The 19,663-nt window shown below is 40.1% G+C and carries 16 protein-coding genes; 11 read left to right on the forward strand and 5 right to left on the reverse strand.

Annotation, left to right across the window (positions count from 1 at the left end; translation table 11 throughout):
* Positions 1–391: 391 nt before the first annotated feature.
* The 4 genes from WNY79_RS14025 to WNY79_RS14040 all read left to right on the forward strand — a co-directional run bounded on the left by WNY79_RS14025 (position 392) and on the right by WNY79_RS14040 (position 3,122).
* On the forward strand, positions 392–853 hold the full coding sequence (locus WNY79_RS14025; protein ID WP_342876150.1) for a transposase: 462 nt from the start codon (positions 392–394) through the stop codon (positions 851–853).
* 200 nt (positions 854–1,053) lie between these two features.
* Complete coding sequence (locus WNY79_RS14030; protein ID WP_342876151.1) at positions 1,054–1,797, forward strand: ferredoxin--NADP reductase; 744 nt, start codon at positions 1,054–1,056, stop codon at positions 1,795–1,797.
* Positions 1,798–2,048: 251 nt separating this feature from the next.
* A complete protein-coding gene (locus WNY79_RS14035) occupies positions 2,049–2,792 on the forward strand; it encodes a nuclear transport factor 2 family protein (protein WP_197185286.1) in 744 nt (247 codons plus the stop codon).
* Between the two features lie 9 nt (positions 2,793–2,801).
* Complete coding sequence (locus WNY79_RS14040) at positions 2,802–3,122, forward strand: hypothetical protein (RefSeq protein WP_076924937.1); 321 nt, start codon at positions 2,802–2,804, stop codon at positions 3,120–3,122.
* 424 nt (positions 3,123–3,546) lie between these two features.
* On the opposite strand, the gene hemH is transcribed toward WNY79_RS14040, so the two are convergent.
* Complete coding sequence (gene hemH, locus WNY79_RS14045; RefSeq protein WP_076924936.1) at positions 3,547–4,566, reverse strand: ferrochelatase; 1,020 nt, start codon at positions 4,564–4,566, stop codon at positions 3,547–3,549.
* 74 nt (positions 4,567–4,640) lie between these two features.
* Positions 4,641–5,969 carry an HD domain-containing phosphohydrolase gene (locus WNY79_RS14050; RefSeq protein WP_197185284.1) on the reverse strand — a complete coding sequence of 443 codons (1,329 nt, stop codon included), beginning with the start codon at positions 5,967–5,969 and terminating at the stop codon, positions 4,641–4,643.
* Positions 5,970–6,168: 199 nt separating this feature from the next.
* Here WNY79_RS14050 and WNY79_RS14055 point away from each other — a divergent pair, with 199 nt between their 5' ends.
* The 3 genes from WNY79_RS14055 to WNY79_RS14065 all read left to right on the forward strand — a co-directional run bounded on the left by WNY79_RS14055 (position 6,169) and on the right by WNY79_RS14065 (position 10,327).
* The gene (locus tag WNY79_RS14055; protein ID WP_024599415.1) at positions 6,169–7,122 is read left to right on the forward strand and encodes a HAMP domain-containing sensor histidine kinase; all 954 of its coding nucleotides are present in this window, start codon (positions 6,169–6,171) and stop codon (positions 7,120–7,122) included.
* 253 nt (positions 7,123–7,375) lie between these two features.
* Positions 7,376–9,916 (forward strand): TonB-dependent receptor, encoded by a 2,541-nt coding sequence (locus WNY79_RS14060; RefSeq protein WP_342876152.1) that lies wholly within the window; start codon positions 7,376–7,378, stop codon positions 9,914–9,916.
* Between the two features lie 210 nt (positions 9,917–10,126).
* Positions 10,127–10,327 (forward strand): ribosome alternative rescue factor ArfA, encoded by a 201-nt coding sequence (locus WNY79_RS14065; RefSeq protein WP_024591136.1) that lies wholly within the window; start codon positions 10,127–10,129, stop codon positions 10,325–10,327.
* 228 nt (positions 10,328–10,555) lie between these two features.
* Here WNY79_RS14065 and WNY79_RS14070 read toward each other — a convergent pair whose 3' ends face one another.
* Positions 10,556–11,536, reverse strand: coding sequence for a helix-turn-helix domain-containing protein (locus tag WNY79_RS14070; protein WP_342876153.1), 981 nt, complete (start codon positions 11,534–11,536; stop codon positions 10,556–10,558).
* Between the two features lie 219 nt (positions 11,537–11,755).
* Between WNY79_RS14070 and WNY79_RS14075 the strand changes: the two genes are divergently transcribed.
* The 3 genes from WNY79_RS14075 to eat are packed head-to-tail and all read left to right on the forward strand — an operon-like array spanning position 11,756 to position 15,509.
* Complete coding sequence (locus WNY79_RS14075; RefSeq protein WP_342876154.1) at positions 11,756–13,162, forward strand: ethanolamine ammonia-lyase subunit EutB; 1,407 nt, start codon at positions 11,756–11,758, stop codon at positions 13,160–13,162.
* On the forward strand, positions 13,159–14,046 hold the full coding sequence (gene eutC, locus WNY79_RS14080) for an ethanolamine ammonia-lyase subunit EutC (protein ID WP_170071552.1): 888 nt from the start codon (positions 13,159–13,161) through the stop codon (positions 14,044–14,046). The genes WNY79_RS14075 and eutC overlap by 4 nt, the downstream gene beginning before the upstream one ends.
* A gap of 59 nt (positions 14,047–14,105) precedes the next feature.
* Positions 14,106–15,509, forward strand: a complete 1,404-nt coding sequence (eat, locus tag WNY79_RS14085) for an ethanolamine permease (protein ID WP_170071551.1) — start codon at positions 14,106–14,108, stop codon at positions 15,507–15,509.
* A gap of 129 nt (positions 15,510–15,638) precedes the next feature.
* Here the strand turns inward: eat and arfB are convergent, their stop codons facing one another.
* Positions 15,639–16,052 carry an alternative ribosome rescue aminoacyl-tRNA hydrolase ArfB gene (gene arfB / locus WNY79_RS14090; RefSeq protein WP_024599421.1) on the reverse strand — a complete coding sequence of 138 codons (414 nt, stop codon included), beginning with the start codon at positions 16,050–16,052 and terminating at the stop codon, positions 15,639–15,641.
* A 193-nt stretch (positions 16,053–16,245) separates the two neighbouring features.
* Between arfB and WNY79_RS14095 the strand changes: the two genes are divergently transcribed.
* Positions 16,246–16,818, forward strand: coding sequence for a hypothetical protein (locus tag WNY79_RS14095; protein WP_024599422.1), 573 nt, complete (start codon positions 16,246–16,248; stop codon positions 16,816–16,818).
* A gap of 277 nt (positions 16,819–17,095) precedes the next feature.
* On the opposite strand, the gene katG is transcribed toward WNY79_RS14095, so the two are convergent.
* Positions 17,096–19,276 (reverse strand): catalase/peroxidase HPI, encoded by a 2,181-nt coding sequence (katG, locus tag WNY79_RS14100; RefSeq protein ID WP_342876155.1) that lies wholly within the window; start codon positions 19,274–19,276, stop codon positions 17,096–17,098.
* Positions 19,277–19,663: the final 387 nt, after the last annotated feature.

Below are 19,663 nucleotides of genomic sequence, written 5' to 3' on the forward strand. Positions count from 1 at the left end.
AAGCTACGCTTCTCGCGTGAGCAAGCTCTACGCCTACCACAAAACTTGACACTGTGGTTTGATTTAACTTGTAGACGCGCAGCTTGCTGGCGTTTAAAAGCAACGCTTTTACAATAGGTGATTGAGCAATTAGAAGCTACGCTTCTCGCGTGAGCAAGCTCTACGCCTACCACAAAACTTGACACTGTGGTTTGATTTAACTTGTAGACGTGCAGCTTGCTGGCGTTTAAAAGCAACGCTTTTACTATAGGTGGTTGAGTAATTAGAAGCTGCGCTTCTCGCGTGAGCAAGCTCTACGCCTACCCCGCCAAACTTAACGCCGTGGTTTTATTTAACTTGTCGTATAACACATTTTATCTATATTTATAAAAACCAATAAATTAAAATCTTTATGTATTCCTCTAAAAAGCTATTAACAGGACGTCACTCCTCAAAAAATAAATTTTACTCTGTGACAATATGTACAAAACAAAGAACTCCGTTATTTAAGAGCTTTGAAAATGCATGTATTGCCACAAGAGGTTTGGTTTATATGCAAAATAAGGTGAATACAATCTGCTATACCCTAATGCCAGATCATCTCCATTGGTTGTTTCAATTGAAAGATTTACCTCTTACTGACGTTGTAAGGCAATATAAAAGTATTACTACGCTGAACATTAATAAGTTTAACTGTTCTAATGGTCAAATTTGGCAGCAAAACTATTTTGAGCACCAGCTTAAAGCAGAGGATGATTTAATTAACCAAGCACGTTATATAATCGCTAACCCTTTACGCGCTGGGCTTGTGAATAAAGCTGAGGAATATCCATTTTGGGATTGTGTGTATCTTTGTGATCATGAGTCTAAGTAATGAGAAGCTTCACTTCTGACGTGAGCAAGCTCGACGTATACAGCATCGCAGAGCTAATTATTCACATTATTTTATTAGTAAATACTGCATACATCACTGCTTTAAATCTAGTCATATTCTCCTGTAAGTCTTTGTCACTTAATGCTAATGTTTATGGAGTGAGTTATTTAAAACTTTAATGGCTAAACCAAGAGGTAACTATGTCTAATTGGGTTGAAGCAACAGTAAAAAGCGTAACATGGTGGAGCGAAACGCTCTTTAGCTTAACCGTTAATGCTAATGTAGAACCGTTTAAAGCAGGGCAATTTACAAAGCTTTCTATAATGGATGGCGACAAACGCATTACTCGGGCTTACTCATATGTGAATGCCCCTGAAAACCCCGACCTCGAGTTTTACCTTATTAACGTTATTGATGGTTTATTATCGCCGTATTTAGCTAAATTACAGCCAGGCGAAACCGTACTTATAGAGCAACGCGCAACTGGCTTTTTTACCCTTGATGAAATACCACAAAGCGATCAGCTTTGGATGTTAGGTACTGGGACTGCCATAGGGCCTTTTTTATCAATATTACAACAGCCCGATGTGTGGAAAAAATATAAAAGCATAAACTTAGTACATGGCGTACGTTTTAATAACGATTTGAGCCATCAGGCACTTATTAACGAACTATTACGAGTGTACCCAGCACAACTTAACTATATTCCTGTTGTAAGTAGGGAAGAGCCATTACAAGGCTTAAGTGGGCGAATTACTAGCGCTATTGAGAGCAACCGCTTGTTTGAACATGTAAAATTAAACCCAGAGCCTAGTAACGCGCAATTTATGATTTGCGGAAACCCACAAATGGTAAAAGACACAACCGCGCTACTTATCGATAAAAACTTTACGCGTAACCGCCGCAAAGCACCCGGTAACATTACAGTAGAGCAGTACTGGTAAGCTACAGTGGTGGTATTAACTACCCGATAACGTTAAAATTTGCTATGTTGCACCCTTATACCAATTTCATCAAAAATATGATCATTCTATCGCATTAAATAACTCACTAACTGCGTTAAAAATTATTCATATAGAACAACTATATGTCATAATTTTCGCCTTGTTATAGTGCTATTTTCTTAACGCTATAATAGGTTACTTATTTAATGCAATTGGTATTACACGTATTTAGTGTTCATTTTAGGAAAGTTATGAAACCGTTATCTATTATTTTTGCCTCGTTAATTACTACCGTTGCGCTTATTACTTACGCCGCAGAACAAAGCGAGCCTGAGCAAAAAGAGCAGCAAGTTGAAGCTCAAGCAAACGTTGAAAAACCGAAAGTTGAAGATGAGCAATCAACAACTCAGGCTAAAGCTGACGACAAAGTAAATACGCTTGAATACAAAGCACCTGAGCTTAAAAAGCCAACAATTGATGCGACTAAACCAGACGATTCAAAAGTATTGGGTAACGAGCAGATTAAACCCACTGAAAAGCCTAAAAATAAAATAGAAAAAGCAGTGGCAGTAGCCGAAGCTGAAAAAGCAGTTACGCAAGCAAAAGAAGCGCTAACAGTTAAGCAGCAAACTAAAGCTAAGCAATCGCGCGAATCACTTGCGGTAGTAGAGCAGTTAGTTAAAGCCTATAACGCACGCAACATTGAAGAATTTCTTCGTGTATATGCCGAAGATGTTGAGTTTTATATTTTCCCTAATGAGCTATTATTTAAAGGTAAAGAAAAACTAATAGAACGTTATGGGCTAATGTTTAAAAAGTTAAAGTGTATTCACTCATCACCCATTAAGCGCATAGTGCACGGTGATATAGTGATTGATCACGAACTGTCAGAAACCTGTTCAACTGACGAAAACGTGATTGATAAACGCTCAGAACTTATTTCGAGCTACCAAATTAAAGATGGGAAAATAGTACGCGTACTGTTTTTTAGATAAAGGCTATTAATGCAAATAAATGACGACAAAAAAATCCGCTTAATGTATCGCATTGAGCCCGGTTGCCTCGGCCCTAAGGGGGCTGAGCATGTTGAAGATTTTTGTCGTTTTGCAAATAAGCATATTAAGTCACCATTTTATGGCCAATTTGTATTTTTACCTCGTTACGATAAAACCATAGACGAGAGACAATATAGCGTTAACAGCCGTAATTTATCACTTGCTCAGGCTCGGGCTTATTTAAAACACTTTGATATTAATATTGAAGAATTTGAAGAACAGCTCGACGAGCTTCTCACCAAAGCGATTGATTTATATTTTAAACGATAGCATTGAATTACTGTTGCTTAGGTATTGCCTCCCCTCAAAAGTACACTTTAATTATTATTAAAAGTATAAGTAATTTCTTTCACAAAGATAAGGTAATCAGTAATAACTGAGAAAAACCAGATCGGCCAATATGTATCACTTACTCTAAAAGCGCAGCGCCTCTTAACCTCTTTGTGGATAATTAGCCCTTTAAAAGCTTTTATTTGCACAATGAGAAGTAAAAGAGGAGTAAATGAGAAAAGCCGAAAACAAAAAACAGTATTTTTATGTTTTATCACTACTCTAAAAGCGCAGCGCCTCTTAACCTCTTTGTGAATTAATTAACTAAATATTTTAAAAGCCTTAAAAACAAAAAAACAAAAAAACGGTGTTAATTTTAACACCGCTTAATGCGAAATATATATTTAGCTTTAGTAAATTTGGGTTACAACATAGGTTTTATAACATCAAACACAGCTTCTATATGGTCGTCTCTGTCGTTTAGTGCTGCTATGTAACGGTATTTTTCGCCGCCTGCGTTTTCGAATATTTCACGGTTTTCGCCTTCCAGCTCTTCAAGTGTTTCTAGGCAGTCGGCGCTAAAAGCAGGACTGATAATAGCTACATCGGTAATACCTTCATCAGGTAAGGCTGCAAGAGTTGCGTCGGTGTAGGGCTTTAACCACTCGGCTTTACCAAATCGACTTTGAAAAGTACTAATTACTTTGTCTTTATCAAGGCCTAGTTTTTCTACAACTAAGCGTGTGGTTTGTAAACATAAGCAGTGGTACGGGTCGCCTCGCTCTAAAAACAATTTAGGCATACCGTGATACGAAAAAACAATTTTTTGTGGCATACCATTCGCTTCTAAATCCTCACTAATACTATTAGCAAGGGATTCAATGTAACGGGTATTTTTGTGATAGCCATTAACAAAATGCAGCTCTGGCACCCAGCGCCATTTACGCAGTACGCTCGATACGGCATCAAAGGTTGAGCCTGTAGTTGGGCTAGAATATTGCGGATACATTGGCAGTATAATAATACGCGTTAAGCCTTTATCTCGTAGCTCTTCAAGGCCTGCCTCTATTGAAGGATTGCCATAACGCATAGCCATTACCACTTCAGTATTTGTATACCCTTGCTCTTTTAATAAGGCATTTAGCTTTACGCTTTGTTGGCGAGTGATGTGAGTAAGCGGTGAACCATTTTCGGTCCATATACTTTCGTATAATTTAGCCGAACGCTTAGGGCGCACACGCAAAATAATGCCATGTAATATTATCATCCATACTAGGCGTGGTATTTCTACAATGCGTGGATCTGATAAAAACTCACGTAAATATGTACGAAGCGCAGCCGCTGTTGGTGCATCGGGGCTACCTAAGTTAGTAAGCAGTATTCCCGTTTTTTGGTTAAAACGCCCATCATGGGGATTGTCAGTAACCGCAGAAAATCGCGACACAGAGAGCTCCTTCAAGCAAATTCAATTATGTATTTTATGCACATTGTAACGAAAAAAACTGCCGTTTAGATCAATCATTTAGCAGTTTTAACCATTATTCTAAACGGGGTTGGCTTTTTAGATTCTAACTGTTGGAGTTTTTCTATCGATTTGCGGCTAAATACGTGGCCTTTTGGCAGCAACATTATACCTGCATGGCTGTGCAGAGCATGGCCGAGTGTCATTTGATCTTTTAGTTCATGGGCATTACAAATTAGCACTGATCCTGCTGAACTTTTTTGTTCGTGTAGTTTTGCATGGCTTGCTTCAAGCGCACGTACAATTTTGGGGTGATAAAACGAACCACTGTAAAGCTTTACACCTTCAAGTGCGTCATCGTGACGCTGCTTTTCATCGCTTGCATTGCTCTGCTCAAATGCATCCCAGTAATCGCGCGCTAACCCCAATACCATAGCTCCTATTGGTATGTCGTTTCCGGCAAGACCTTTGGGCATTCCATTACCGTTAAAACGTTCAAACTGATAATAAATAGCATCTGATAAATCGTGTAAATGTATTGCTGGCATTAGCATTAATTGTGCAGTACTTGGGTGAGTATAAAAGGTCTTACGTTGTTGCTCATTTAACCTGTTTAGCGGTTTTTTATAAAGCTCAGGGTCCATAGCAAGCAAACCTATTTGCGCTAGATAGCCAGCCATTGGGGCAAGATCAATGCTTTTTTGCGACAGGTTTAAATAAAGCGCTATTTGTGTGCAGGTATTTGCAATGTTTTGTGCTTTGTTGCCGTCTAGATAGGGGTTTGCGTTAATAAAATTATATAGTAACTCTACAGTTGATTTGTGCTCTTGTTTTTCACGCTCGTTGGCGTCTTCAAGCTTTTTTAAAACTTGTTTTATTTGTAAAGTACGTTTATCTACTCGCTGCTCTAACGTGTTGTTTAGCTCTAGCAGCTCTAGGTTTTGCGCCTTAACTTGTGCTTCTAACTTTTGGTTTTGTTTTTTTAGCGCAAATTTTTCAAGGCTATCTTTAATGCTTCGAAGTAATAAGTCGTTTTGCCAAGGCTTTTGAATATAGCCATTTATTTGACCTTGGTTAACAGCCGCTAGAGTTGTTTGTATATCGGCGTAACCGGTTAACAAAATACGTTGGGTGTCGGGTGCCAGCGCGCGCGCTTTTTCTAAAAACTCGGCACCGTTCATTACTGGCATACGCATGTCGCTAATAATTAAACCAAACTCATGATTTTTAAAAAGTGTTAATGCGTTTTGCGGGTTATCGCAAACAATAACCGACAGGCCATTTACTTCAAGTAAACGGGTTAATGTGCGTAGTACTATTTCATCATCATCAATGCAAAGTACATCAACCTGATTCATCGGTGTGTTTGGTGTTGCTTGAGTCATTGCGCCGCCTTTAAATTACTTCTGGCTAAATAATAGCTTAAAAAAATATTCTATGGTGAGTTTGTCCTGCCTTTATTTATAGCTGAATCTAAGTAATGTAGTTATTACCCATAAGTAGATAGTTGCTAACACTAAAGTTGCAAATTTGCGTGTAACCAACTAAACATTAAGTATAAAGTTATCTATATGGATGAAAGGAATGAATGGATCAGATGGTAATTTTGAACGTGCTTTTTTAAACGAACAAAAGCTGCGCTTGGCCGCAGAACAATTACTTAAAGATAAAAGCACCGTTTTAGTTGCCATAAATAATGAATTACAAAAAAAAGTAGCCGATTTAGAACATCAACAAATGCTGTTTGTGCAAACCGAAAAAATGGCGACCTTAGGAACGCTTTGTGCAGGCGTAGCGCACGAAATAAATACCCCGCTTGCCTATGCAATGAGTAATATAGAAAGCTTACAAAACTCTACCCCTTTGCTCATCACGCTGCTAAAACTTAACGAGCAATACTTAAATAACGAAATTAAAGAGAGCCGTTTTAAACACGAAATCGACATACTCAATTTACAGTATCCGTATGCGTGGCTTTATAACAATTTACAGGGACAAGTTAACGACAGCGTTGAAGGACTCAAACGAATAAAACAAATTGTGCATGACTTATTAAACTTTGCTCACCCCACCTCTTCGCAAGATAAACAACTCACCGATATAACGACTGGCGCTAATAACGCTTTAAGATTATTGAGTAACAAACTTAAGTTATGCGAAATAAAAACACGCTTTGAACCACTACCACTTATTTGGTGCAATTTATCATCTATTAATCAGATTTTTGTAAATTTATTAATGAACGCTTGGCAAGCATGCGAGCTTGATTTAGAAAAAGGCTGCATTATTGAGGTGAGTATTTTTGAACAAGGCACAAATATATGTATTGAGGTAAAAGATAATGGCTGTGGAATGAGTGAAGACACAATAGCACATATGTTTGACCCTTTTTACACGACAAAAGAAGTTGGAAAAGGTACCGGCATGGGTATGACACTTGTATACGCTATGGTGAACGATCATGGTGGAAAAATAGAAGTTAACAGCACATTAGGGACAGGTACGACCATCCGCTGCCTATTACCTCTAAAAGTATAAACAAACGAGTAAAACCATATTATAAATAAAAAGTTAACCAGCTAGCTTTTGAAGTTTAATGCTCTTTTAGCGTGTATTTTAATCTATTTGATGTGGTTTTTTCTCATCTTGAAATTTATTTGCATACTTAGACCAAAAATTTAGTTTTTTTCATTTCTTTTTGTTTGCATATGTTGCTAGGATGTTTGCAACAGGTTGTGAGTATCATAACCACACACATATTATAAGAACACAAAAAAACAGGGTCGTCACTATGCCAACATACCGTTTAAACACACTTGCTGTAGCCGTTGCTTTCGCGTTTAGCGCACCAAGCATTGTTAACGCAGAAGAAGCACCCGTGCAAGCTGCTAAAAACATTGAGCAAATTTCTGTATTAGGATCGCGTGTATCTAACCGTACCTCTACTGAGTCTTCTTCTCCTATTGATTTAATTGACGCTGATGATTTAACTAAAGGTGGTTTTACCGAATTAGGCCAAAGCCTGCAAGCTACAGCGCCTTCATTTAACTTTTCGCGTACACAAGTATCTGACGGTTCTGACTTATTTAGACCCGCAACACTTCGCGGCTTACAGCCAGATCAAACCCTTGTATTAGTAAATGGTAAACGTCGTCATAACCAATCAATTTTTGGCCTTAACGGTACAGTAGGCGCAGGCGCTGCGGGTACCGATATGAATGCTATTCCACTAACCGCACTTAAAGGCGTTGAAGTATTACGCGATGGCGCAGCGGCTCAGTATGGCTCTGACGCTATTGCAGGCGTAATTAACTTATCACTTAATAACTCAACAGGTATTACTACTGGCTTTGTGCAATATGGTAGCACTAGCGAAGGTGACGGCGATACAATTTCAGCAGGTTTAAATCGTGGTTTTGATATAGGCAGCGAAGGCGGCTTTATTAATTTATCACTTGAATACCGAGATGCTGATGGCACTAACCGCGCAGAGCGAGATACGGGTGGTTCGCTTGATGTTGAGCCTGGCACGCTAAGTGAAGATGTACGCTGGAGCCAAGGTAATTCAGAAAGTGAGTTTACGTCATTATTTTATAATATGGCCTTACCAATGGGCGACGGCGAGCTTTACTCGTTTGGTGGCTACTCAGAGCGTACGGCCCTAGGTAATGGTTTTTACCGTAACTTTAACGAAGCCTCTAAAAACGTAACACAAGTATACAGCGATGGTTTTTTACCGCGCATATATAACGAAGCACAAGATATTTCTGTAGCGGTTGGTTTTAAAGGCGATATTAACCCAGATTGGAATTACGATGTATCGGCTGTTTATGGCGAAAACCAATACGATTTTACATCACGTAATACAATTAACGCTTCTTACGCGGCTGAGTATTTATTTAATAACCCTAGTGCAAGTGATGCCGACATTGCTGCAAACTCAGGCCCTAGTGGCGGTTACTCAGGTGGTTTTAGGTTTGATCAAACAACCGTTAACCTTGATGTAAACGGTATTGTAGATATTGGCCGCAGTGAGCCTTTATATGTAACTGTGGGCGCCGAGTACCGTAAAGAAAACTACGAAATAGTTGCAGGCGATGAAGCATCATACGCGTGTGGGTTAGCAAATACAGATACCTCTTACCCATCAGTAAACGACCCGGATCAATTTGCTGAGTGTGGTTTTCAGGCTTATAACGGCCTGCGCCCAGAGGCAACTAACGACAGCGATCGTAACAGCTACGCAGTTTATGTAGATGTAGAAACTATGATCACAGACGCATGGAACGTAAGTGGTGCGCTACGTTATGAAGATTTCTCAGATGCTGGCGACGATTTAATTGGTAAATTAGCAACACGCTATGAATTTTCAGATGACTTTGCAGTACGTGGTGCGGTATCTACTGGTTTTAGAGCGCCATCGCTTCAACAAAGTGGTTATACAGCCTTTACAACTAACTTAGGCTCAGACGGTACATTAACGCAGTCGTTTACGGCAAACACAGGTACAGCTTTTCCAAGTGCGTTAGGTGTAGATAGCCTAGAGCTTGAAACATCAACAAACTACAGTGCTGGCTTTGTTTACGATGTAACAAGCGAGCTTTCGTTAACGGTTGATTTTTACCGCGTAGAAATTGAAGACCGTATTACACTTGGCAGCTTACTTAGCACTGACGATGTATCGTTTAGCAGTGAAGCAGTTGCAGCGCTACAAGCAACGGGTGCAGTACAAGCTAACTACTTTTCAAACTCGGTTGATTCTACTACGCAGGGCGTTGATATTATTGCATCGTACCGTACAGACGTTGAAGGCGGTAATTTTGGTGTAACCTTTGCGGGTAACCTAAACGATACTAAAATTGACGGCGTAAATGCAGAAGACGGTATTCCTGAAGCAGTTGCATTTGACGACCTACAACGTAGCTTTTTTACAGACGGACAACCAAGTGAGCGTGCAACGCTTACCTTTGATTACGAGCGCGATGCATACACATCAACTATTCGCTTTAACTACTTTGGCGAAACAGACGTAAAATACTTTGGTAACGACCATATTTCATTACCAGGTGAGCTTTCGCCTACCGGTTCGTTTAAACCAACAAGTACGGTTGAATCTGCTGTGTTAGTTGATTTAAATGTTAGTTACCAAATTAACGACATGTTTGCGCTTTCGGTGGGTGCCGATAACGTGTTTGACGAAACGCCAGACGAGCTAGGTGACGACGAAGTACTTAACTTTATCACCAATGGTGCATTTAAATACCCTGTACGCGCATTGCCATACGGCTTTGACGGCAGAACGTACTATGCAAAAGTAAGCTTTAGCTTTTAATTTTTAATTTTTAAAGCAAATTAAACCACATTAAGCGCGGTTATTAACTGCGCTTTTTTTATGCGTTTTTATTATTAAAATACGATCAAAAGAATGTTAAAGATACTTGCGCGGTTGAAAATTAAGCCTACAATCGCCATCTATTAAATAGGCTAATATAAAAGCCTCTTTATAATTTTTTTAAATAATCAATTAGTTGATAGGAAATATATGACTAAAAAATCTAAAGCAAAAACCGCAAGCAACAGCGCGGTAGACACAGGACGAGGCGTTATAAACCACAATGCACTAGCAGCGTTGGTAACCTCTAAATTATTTAAACCACAAGTGGTTAAAGCTAAAAAAGGCAAAGGTTCGTTTAAACGCAGCAACAAACATTCAGGACAAGAGTCCTATTTAATCGCGGCTTAAATAGCACCGATCAAATAGGGCTTTTGAATATAGTAAGCGAGGTTTTATACCTCGCTTTTACTTTTAAAGCATTAAAGCATTAAAGCATTAAAGCATTAAAGCCACGTTACATGAGCGCGAAATAAATTAGCACCTACGGGCTTGGTGTTTGCACGATTGTAGGTGAGGTTTTATACCTCGTTTTAAAACATTAAAGCTACGTTACATGAGGGCGATGTAAAATCGCACTTACAAGTTTGTAGAGCACGGTGGTTCAAACTGCTGTGCTGAATTTTTAACTGTTTGTGATGGGTTTTCACCAAAAAGTTGCGTGTAATCTTTAGCAAATTGTCCCGCGTGCCAAAATCCCCAATTGGCTGCTATTACTGAAATTGGTTTATCTTGGTTTAATTTTTTCAGTTCCCGCCTTACATTATTTAAACGTGTTAAACGTAAAAACCGCAAAGGGTTAATTCCTAAAATACTCTCAAAGCTATATTGAAGTGTGCGCCTACTTACAAAGGCAAGCTCGCACAGCTCGGTTATGGTTGTTATTTTTTGTGGATTTGTGGTCACATACTCTTTTACTTTATCTACCACGGCTTTTCGACGTGTATAACTTGGCGCAATATTTTGCTGTGGATTATCCGCTTGTAATAAGTGTAGTGCCAACATGTTTAGCATATCTTGTTGTGATTCGGTTTTAAGTCCAAAGCCCTTGCCTACAACCATACTATTAATTATTTGCCTTGCCGTTTGCAATGTTGAGTTGCTCACCGATAAGCGAGCTGATTGCGCAGATGACAGGTTTTTCAATGTTACACCTTGTAGCTGCGCCATATATTCAATTGAGTTCCAATCGATTACCAAACCATAAATATTAAATTGCTCAGGGGTTATCAGTTCAAAGTCATTATCACTTGTACGGCACATAAATTGATTACTTGCCACATTTAGGCCATTAATTCTACTTTGCTGCGACTGATAAGGGATGCCAAGCCAAACAGAATTGGGGGCTATGTTACATTGCTGACGAAGCGCTCGCTCGGTGTATTCTTTAAACACGTGAATATTGGCGTAATCCGTTTCTTCAATAAAACCATAAAAGCTGCCGTCGCTCATTTGATCGTATTTTTGCTGCCATTGAGTAAGGCTATGCGCTTGCTCGTCTATGTCATGTGTCTGCACCTTGCTCTTAAGTGGTGCGCCGTACCTATTTTGCTGCGCCATATAGGGGATGCTCTTTTTCGTTACACTTTTATTATGCTTAAGTTAACACCGCTTTGCGTATGCAACCAATTGAATTGGATTAATAAATAATCTTTTGCCAAAATTCGATAGTTACTTGGTACAAAATAAGCTGTCTTGTAACTATTCAAAATTGATTTATAGCTAAAATATAGCAAAACCTATACCAAGGTTTGTCATGTTAGTTATGTGGAGTAAATCATGGGGCAAGCGTACAGTTACACTTCAGGTACACATACTTATAAATTCAATAACTTAGCCCAGTTAATGGCTAAAGCAACGCCGCAGCGTTCGGGTGATCGCTTAGCGGGTGTAATTGCACAGTCGGCGCAAGAGCGCGCTGTAGCACAAATGGCATTGGCCGATGTACCTCTTAAAACATTTTTAAATGAGGTACTTATTCCCTATGAAGATGACGAAATTACACGTTTAATTATTGACGAGCATGATGCGAATGCTTTTATGGCTATTGCACATTTAACCGTAGGTGACTTTCGTAATTGGCTTTTAAGCGACTTTGCAACACCCGCTGTGCTTGCAAGTATAAGGCAGGGTATTACACCCGAAATGGCTGCAGCTGTTAGCAAAATAATGCGCAATCAAGATCTCATATTAATTGCTAAAAAGTGCCATGTTACGAGTGCTTTTAGAAATACCATTGGCCTTCCTGGGCATTTATCTACACGTTTACAACCAAACCACCCTACTGATGATATTAACGGTATTGCTGCATGCATGCTCGATGGTCTGCTATACGGTAATGGCGATGCAGTAATAGGTATCAACCCTGCAACCGATAATGTTGCTCAAGCCATTAAATTAATGACGCTAATGGATGATGTTATTCAAAAATATGAAATACCAACCCAAAGCTGTGTACTCACCCATGTTACTAACACGATTGAATGCATAGAAGCAGGTGCACCGGTTGATTTAGTGTTTCAGTCGATTGGCGGCACAGAGGCTACTAATTCAAGTTTTGGCTTTAATTTAAATACCTTAGCCGAAGCGCAAGATGCGGCCTTGAGTTTAAAGCGCGGTACTGTTGGCAATAACGTGATGTATTTTGAAACCGGGCAAGGCAGTTCGCTTTCAGCAAATGCGCATCATGGGCTTGATCAGCAAACGTGTGAAGCTCGCGCTTATGCCGTTGCTCGTAAGTTTAACCCGTTACTGGTAAATACCGTGGTGGGGTTTATTGGCCCTGAATATTTGTTTGATGGTAAGGAAATTACTCGAGCAGGACTTGAGGATCATTTTTGCGCTAAGTTACTAGGTATACCGATGGGATGCGACGTGTGTTACACCAATCATGCAGAGGCCGATCAAAACGATATGGATAACTTGCTAACGCTATTAGGCGTTGCAGGTTGCTCGTTTGTAATGGGAATACCTGGCTCTGACGACATTATGCTTAATTACCAAACTACGTCGTTTCATGATGCATTATATGTTCGTCGTGTTCTTGGCTCTAGACCCGCCCCTGAGTTTGAGGCATGGCTGAGCAAAATGAAAATTATGCAAAGCACTTCCGATATTACACTTTCAGATACTTTGCCTCCCGCTTTTGCCAAACCTCTGGGTGCAATTACTGGAGGTGGCTCATGAAATCAAGTTCAAAACAGAGCACTCCTTTAGATAACTCAGTAAACGAGCATAAAAATAACGGTAATGTAGTGCACAACCCTTGGAGTGATTTACGCCGCTTTACCGATGCGCGTATTGGTCTTGGCCGCGCCGGTATAAGTTTGCCAACCTCAGAAATGCTGGCTTTTCAGCTATCTCATGCACAAGCGCGCGATGCGGTGAGCTTTCCGCTAGATATTAACGAAATGACTGAGCAACTGGGTAGTATTAGTGCTCTAAAAGAGGTTGCTCCTCCCCTGCATTTACACAGCCAAGCTACTGACAGGGTTACTTACCTTCAGCGACCCGATTTAGGCCGCAAGCTTAATGACAATGGTAGGCAAATACTTCTCAGCTATATGAATAAACAAAAACACACTACGCAGGCTAAATACGATTTAGCGATTGTCGTGGTTGATGGACTCTCGTCGTTGGCGGTACAAAAAAATGCATACCCATTTATAACAGAGCTATTAACGCACCTCACAACAGACAAGCAATTTAAAATTGCTCCCATTACTTTGGTTGAGCAAGGGCGAGTAGCGATTGGCGACGATATAGGTGAGCTGCTAAATGCGCAGGTGGTTATGGTGTTAATAGGAGAGCGCCCAGGACTTAGTTCGCCAGATAGCCTTGGCTTGTATTTAACGTGGGAGCCCAAAACAGGACTTAACGATGCATGTCGTAATTGCATATCGAATATTCGCCCTGCAGGCCTGCCTTATGCTGAAGCGGCTAGGCGTGCACTGTACTTATTACGTGAAGCTAAAAAACTAAAACTAACTGGGGTTAATTTAAAAGACCGCACACAAGACGATGTCATTGAGCATCAGGTTCCAACCACTAACTTTTTAATTGCTGAGTAATTTTAATTAAAAACACGTGAAATAAAACAATAAAAACTAAACATCAACGGAGAAGGGTTATGTCTACTAATAATACAGAGTACCTTGCTAAAAGACAGTTAAAACGGGGTACTGCGGGATGGTTATTACTCGCAGGTTTGGGGGTGTCGTATGTAATATCGGGTGACTTTGCAGGCTGGAACTTTGGTATTGCCGAAGCCGGTTGGGGTGGCTTTGCCATTGCAGCAGTATTAATGGCAGTTATGTATTTAGCGCTGGTATTGTCGCTTGCTGAAATGTCAGCTGCAATACCTGCTGCAGGCGGTGGTTATAGTTTTGCGCGTCAAGCTATCGGGCCCGCGGGAGGCTATTTAACCGGACTTGCCGTATTAATTGAATATGCCTTAGCGCCCGCTGCTATTGTTATTTTTATAGGATCTGCAGTTGAAGCCCTTACCGGATTTAATGGCCCATGGGTATATGCATTATTTTACTTACTATTTGTGGGCATTCATTTAGCAGGCGTGGGAGAAGCACTTAAAGTAATGATGGTAATAAGTGGTTTAGCGGTATTAGCTATTATTGCGACCGCATTTGTATTAATCACAAATTTTGATGCATCACGCTTATTTGACGTCCCCGTAACCGATGCAGTGGGAGCCAGTGAGTTTTTACCTTTAGGTTGGTACGGAGTTTGGGCTGCATTACCGTTTGCCATGTGGTTGTTTTTAGCGGTTGAAGGTGTACCGCTTGCTGCAGAAGAAGCAAAAGATCCCGCTAAAGATGTGCCTAAAGGCATAATTGGTGCAATGATCTTTTTGTTATTTACTGCATTTTTAGTGGTAGTTTTAGTACCAGGTGCTGGCGGTGCGGCTGCAATGGGCGCAAGTGCAGTGCCTTTGGTTGATGCATTAAACGCATCGGGTAGTGAGGGCTTAGCAACCGTTGTAAATATATTAGGGCTTGCGGGGTTAGTCGCTTCATTCTTTTCTATAATTTATGGTTATAGTCGCTTAGTGTTTGCTTTATCTAGAGCTGGTTATTTACCGCGTTCGTTGTCTATTACTACTAATCGCAAAGTGCCAGCACGTGCGTTAATTGTACCGGCAGTATTTGGTTTTTTAGTATCACTCAGTGGCGAGGGTGACTTAATACTCGCAATGGCTGTAGTGGGAGCAACGGTATCGTATGCATTAATGGCGCTGAGTCATATTTTGCTACGCGTTAAACAACCTGATTTACCTCGCCCGTACAAAACTCCTGGTGGTGTAGTTACTTCAAGTATTGCTTTAGTGCTTTCGCTTATAGCATTAACGGGTGTGTATGCATTTGACCCTCGTGCATTTTTATACACTATGGTGCTGTTTATTGTGGGTGCAGCTTATTACTTTGGCTATAGTTCAAAACACTTAGTTGCTAAAAGCGCGGACGAAGAATTTGCAATGCTGGCGGATGCAGAATCTGATTTAGAAATGGCTAAGTAGACATTAATAGCTATTAAATATAAGTGAGGAGACCCCTCACTTATATTTTTATGCACGCTGTAGGATGTAAAAATAGCGCCTACATTTAGACATCAAGTCCCCTCTCTATTGTATTTATACCGTTTAAAACTAAAACTTAATGTTGCCGCGTAGCGCTTTGTTTTGCCCATGTTTAGTTTTTTTATCCATACGTTTGCGCTGTGAATTACGGCTAGGCTTGGTGGCACGACGCGCCTTATTGACAACGGTAGCACTGAGTATTAAATCTTTTAAACGTTTAAGGGCATCTTCTCGGTTTAGCTCTTGTGTACGGTGGCTTTGCGCTTTAATTATTAAAACGCCCTCTTTGGTGATTCTTGAATCATTTAAGGCAAGCAAGCGTTCTTTGTAGAAGTCAGGTAATTTAGAGCGGTTAATATCAAAGCGTAAATGAATTGCACTTGCCACTTTGTTAACATTTTGACCACCGGCACCTTGCGAACGAATAGCCGTGAGCTCTAGTTCCCATTCATCGATAGTGACAGTATTTGAAATTGTTAACATTGTGTTCAGCTCTATTTGTCAAAAATGCATTATATCATTTGTAACTATATTTGTGCTGAATCAGCTTAAGTTATAGGACTTTAAAGTATTTATACTACTTTATAGCCTAAATCCCCCTAATACTTTAGTTTTGTATTGGCAAGCGCTTACATTTAGTTTTAAATAGCGTTAATTAAACAACAGGAAATGCCCAATGAAAAAAATACTTTTATCACTTAGCTTATTAGCAATGAGTTTTTCAAGCCTTGCAGAAGACATTAGCGAAGGCCAATTACAAAGCTACATGAAAGCATTACCTGCTGTAACTAGCTGGGCAAGCAGCCAAGAGTCGTTAAAAGACTTAGATTTAGCAAGTATGTTAGGTGGTTCTGCAGAGCAAAGCGTTGGCGAACAAAGCTCTTTAGCTAATAGCGCACTAAGCATGATTAAAGAACAAGACCTGTACAAAAGCTTCGCGGGTGTTACAAACCGTTATGGTTTTACGCCAGAGCAGCTAGTAACGGTAGGTTCTGAAGTATCAATGGCTTATATCGAAAATCTTAAATCGGGCCTTTCTGCTGATAACCAAGAAACGGCAACTAAAGTAATGGGCGGCCTGCAAAGCCTTAAAAGTGCTAAAGATAGTGGCGCTAGCTCGTTAATGGGTTCGTTTGGTAAATCTTCAAGCGCAGCTGCGGAGTCTACGGATTCTTTAGTAAGCGAAAGCAACCTTGAACTTGTGAGCGAATATATGCCACAACTACAAAAGCTTTTTGCACTTCTATAAGTTTTATTGTTTTATACAAAAAGGTGGCTTTTGCCGCCTTTTTTAATGCCTAACTTTTATATGACTTAGATAGATTACGATATTTTGTGAGCAATACTGAGTGGTGCTGTGTGCAAAATTTAATGCAAAAATAGCTTTCTATCACCGCTTATTTAATCTGGGATATGGGTCGTAAGTTGTCAATTTTTATAAAAAGGCAGCTTTGTTTAACGGTATGGCAAATATTAAAAAACGGGGGAGTAAGTTATTACTCCCCCGTTTTTATTTAGCGTACAGATTATTTAAGATCGAACCTGTCTGCGTTCATTACTTTTACCCATGCATTTACAAAGTCATGTACAAAACGCTCTTTGTTATCGTCTTGTGCATAAAACTCAGCAAGTGCGCGCAATATAGAGTTTGATCCAAATACTAAATCAACGCGTGTTGCCGTCCATTTAGTCGTACCACTTTTACGGTCAACTATATTGTATAAGCCTTTTTGAACCGGCTCCCAACGATTTGACATATCAGTTAAGTTTACAAAGAAGTCGTTGGTTAATGAACCTACGCTATTTGTAAATACGCCATGTTCGCTGCCAGCATAGTTAGTACCTAGTACTCGCATACCACCAATAAGTACCGACATTTCTGGTGCACTTAATCCCATTAACTGGCTACGTTCTAGTAATAACTCTTCAGCTGATACTGTGTAATCTTTTTTCAACCAATTTCTAAAACCATCATGGATTGGTTCTAATACATCAAACGATTCTGCATCAGTCATTTCGTCTGTTGCATCTCCTCGACCTGATGCAAACGGCACGTTTACATCAACACCCGCTTGTTTTGCAGCTTGTTCTACGGCTGCTGTACCACCTAAAACAATTAAGTCGGCGATGCTAACTGGTTTATTCAAGCCTGCCTGCACTTTTTCAAGCGCACTAAGTACTGATACTAAACGTTCTGGCTCATTACCTTGCCAATCTTTTTGCGGTGCCAAACGAATGCGTGCACCATTTGCGCCGCCACGTTTATCAGAACCACGATAAGTACGTGCGCTATCCCAAGCTGTATTTATTAAATCAGCGGCACTAACACCACAATTTAATAATGTCGTTTTTAAATTGCTAATTTCGTCGTCTGTTAATGTGTAATCAACGGCTGGAATTGGATCTTGCCAAATTAAGTCTTCACTTGGTACGTCGGCGCCTAAGTAACATGATTTAGGGCCTAAGTCGCGGTGAGTTAGTTTAAACCATGCTCGCGCAAACACATCTGAAAAGTATTCAAAGTCGTTATTAAAACGTTCAATGATTTTGCGATATTCAGGGTCCACTTTCATGGCCATATCAGCATCAGTCATCATTGGCTTTAAGCGAATTGATGGATCTTCTACATCAACAGGTTTGTCTTCTTCTTTAATATTAATAGGCTCCCACTGATGAGCGCCTGCTGGGCTTTTAGTCAGTTCCCATTCGTAGTTTAGAAGTAAGTAACAGTAACCGTTATCCCATGTGGTTGGGTGTGTAGTCCACGCACCTTCAAGGCCTGAAGTAACAGTATCGCGGCCAATTCCGCGTGTTGTTGTATTATTCCAGCCAAGGCCTTGCTCGTGTATGTCTGCAGCTTCTGGTTCTGGGCCTAAGTTTTCAGCTTTACCGTTACCATGTGTTTTACCTACAGTATGGCCGCCCACAGTTAATGCAGCGGTCTCTTCGTCATCCATTGCCATGCGGGCAAAGGTTTCGCGAACTTGAGCCGCTGTTTTAAGCGGATCGGGTATACCGTTAACACCTTCTGGGTTTACATAAATTAAGCCCATTTGTACTGCTGCTAATGGGTTTTCCATCGTGTCTGGTTTATCTACACTTTCGTAACGGCCGTCACTTGGCGCTAACCATTCTTTTTCAGCTCCCCAGTAAACGTCTTTTTCAGGGTGCCAAATATCTTCTCGGCCGCCTGCAAAACCAAAGGTTTTTAAACCCATTGATTCGTATGCCATGTTGCCCGCTAAAATAATTAAGTCGGCCCATGAAAGCTTGTTACCGTATTTTTTCTTTATTGGCCACAGTAAACGGCGCGCTTTGTCGAGGTTACCGTTATCTGGCCATGAGTTAAGTGGTGCAAAACGTTGATTACCTGTGCCACCGCCCCCTCTACCATCGGCTAAACGGTAAGAACCCGCTGAATGCCATGCTAGACGAATCATTAAACCGCCGTAATGTCCCCAATCGGCTGGCCACCAATCTTGGCTATCGGTCATTAAGCTTTTTACATCTGTTTTTAGCGCGTCAAGATCGATTGATTTAAATGCTTCAGCATAATTAAAGTCGCTATTGTATGGGTTTGATTTGGTGTCGTGCTGATGAAGAATGTCTAAGTTTAGGGCATTTGGCCACCAATCAGTATTGGGATTAGACGTTTTAGTATTACTGCCGTGCATGACCGGACATTGGCCTGCTTTAGGGTTGCTCATTCTGGAATCCTTATAATGGAAAAGTAAAATACTTAATCAATCAGTATTGTTGCTTATGTATTTATAACTTTTTAAAAAGTAACGGTTATTTTTATTTAATCGGCTTACTTATTATTTAGTGTGCCTACCTAAACACTTACGTATCCTTAATATAGGCGCATAAATTATGCTACGCCAGCCTCAACATACTATTTAAAACGATTGCTCCAATTTATATTTTTGATTGGTCTTTTGCTAATGATGTATTTAACAATAGCTTTGTAATTACGTTTTAAATAATAGTAAAAATAAATCTGATGACGCTCGTGTAAAGTATTGCAGGGTAAAATACAAAATTAGTAAACTAACCTTAATCTTTTTACTAGACCTGTGATCGAATTGAAAAAT

This window comes from Pseudoalteromonas sp. AS84 (assembly GCF_038900255.1).
Classification (GTDB): domain Bacteria; phylum Pseudomonadota; class Gammaproteobacteria; order Enterobacterales; family Alteromonadaceae; genus Pseudoalteromonas.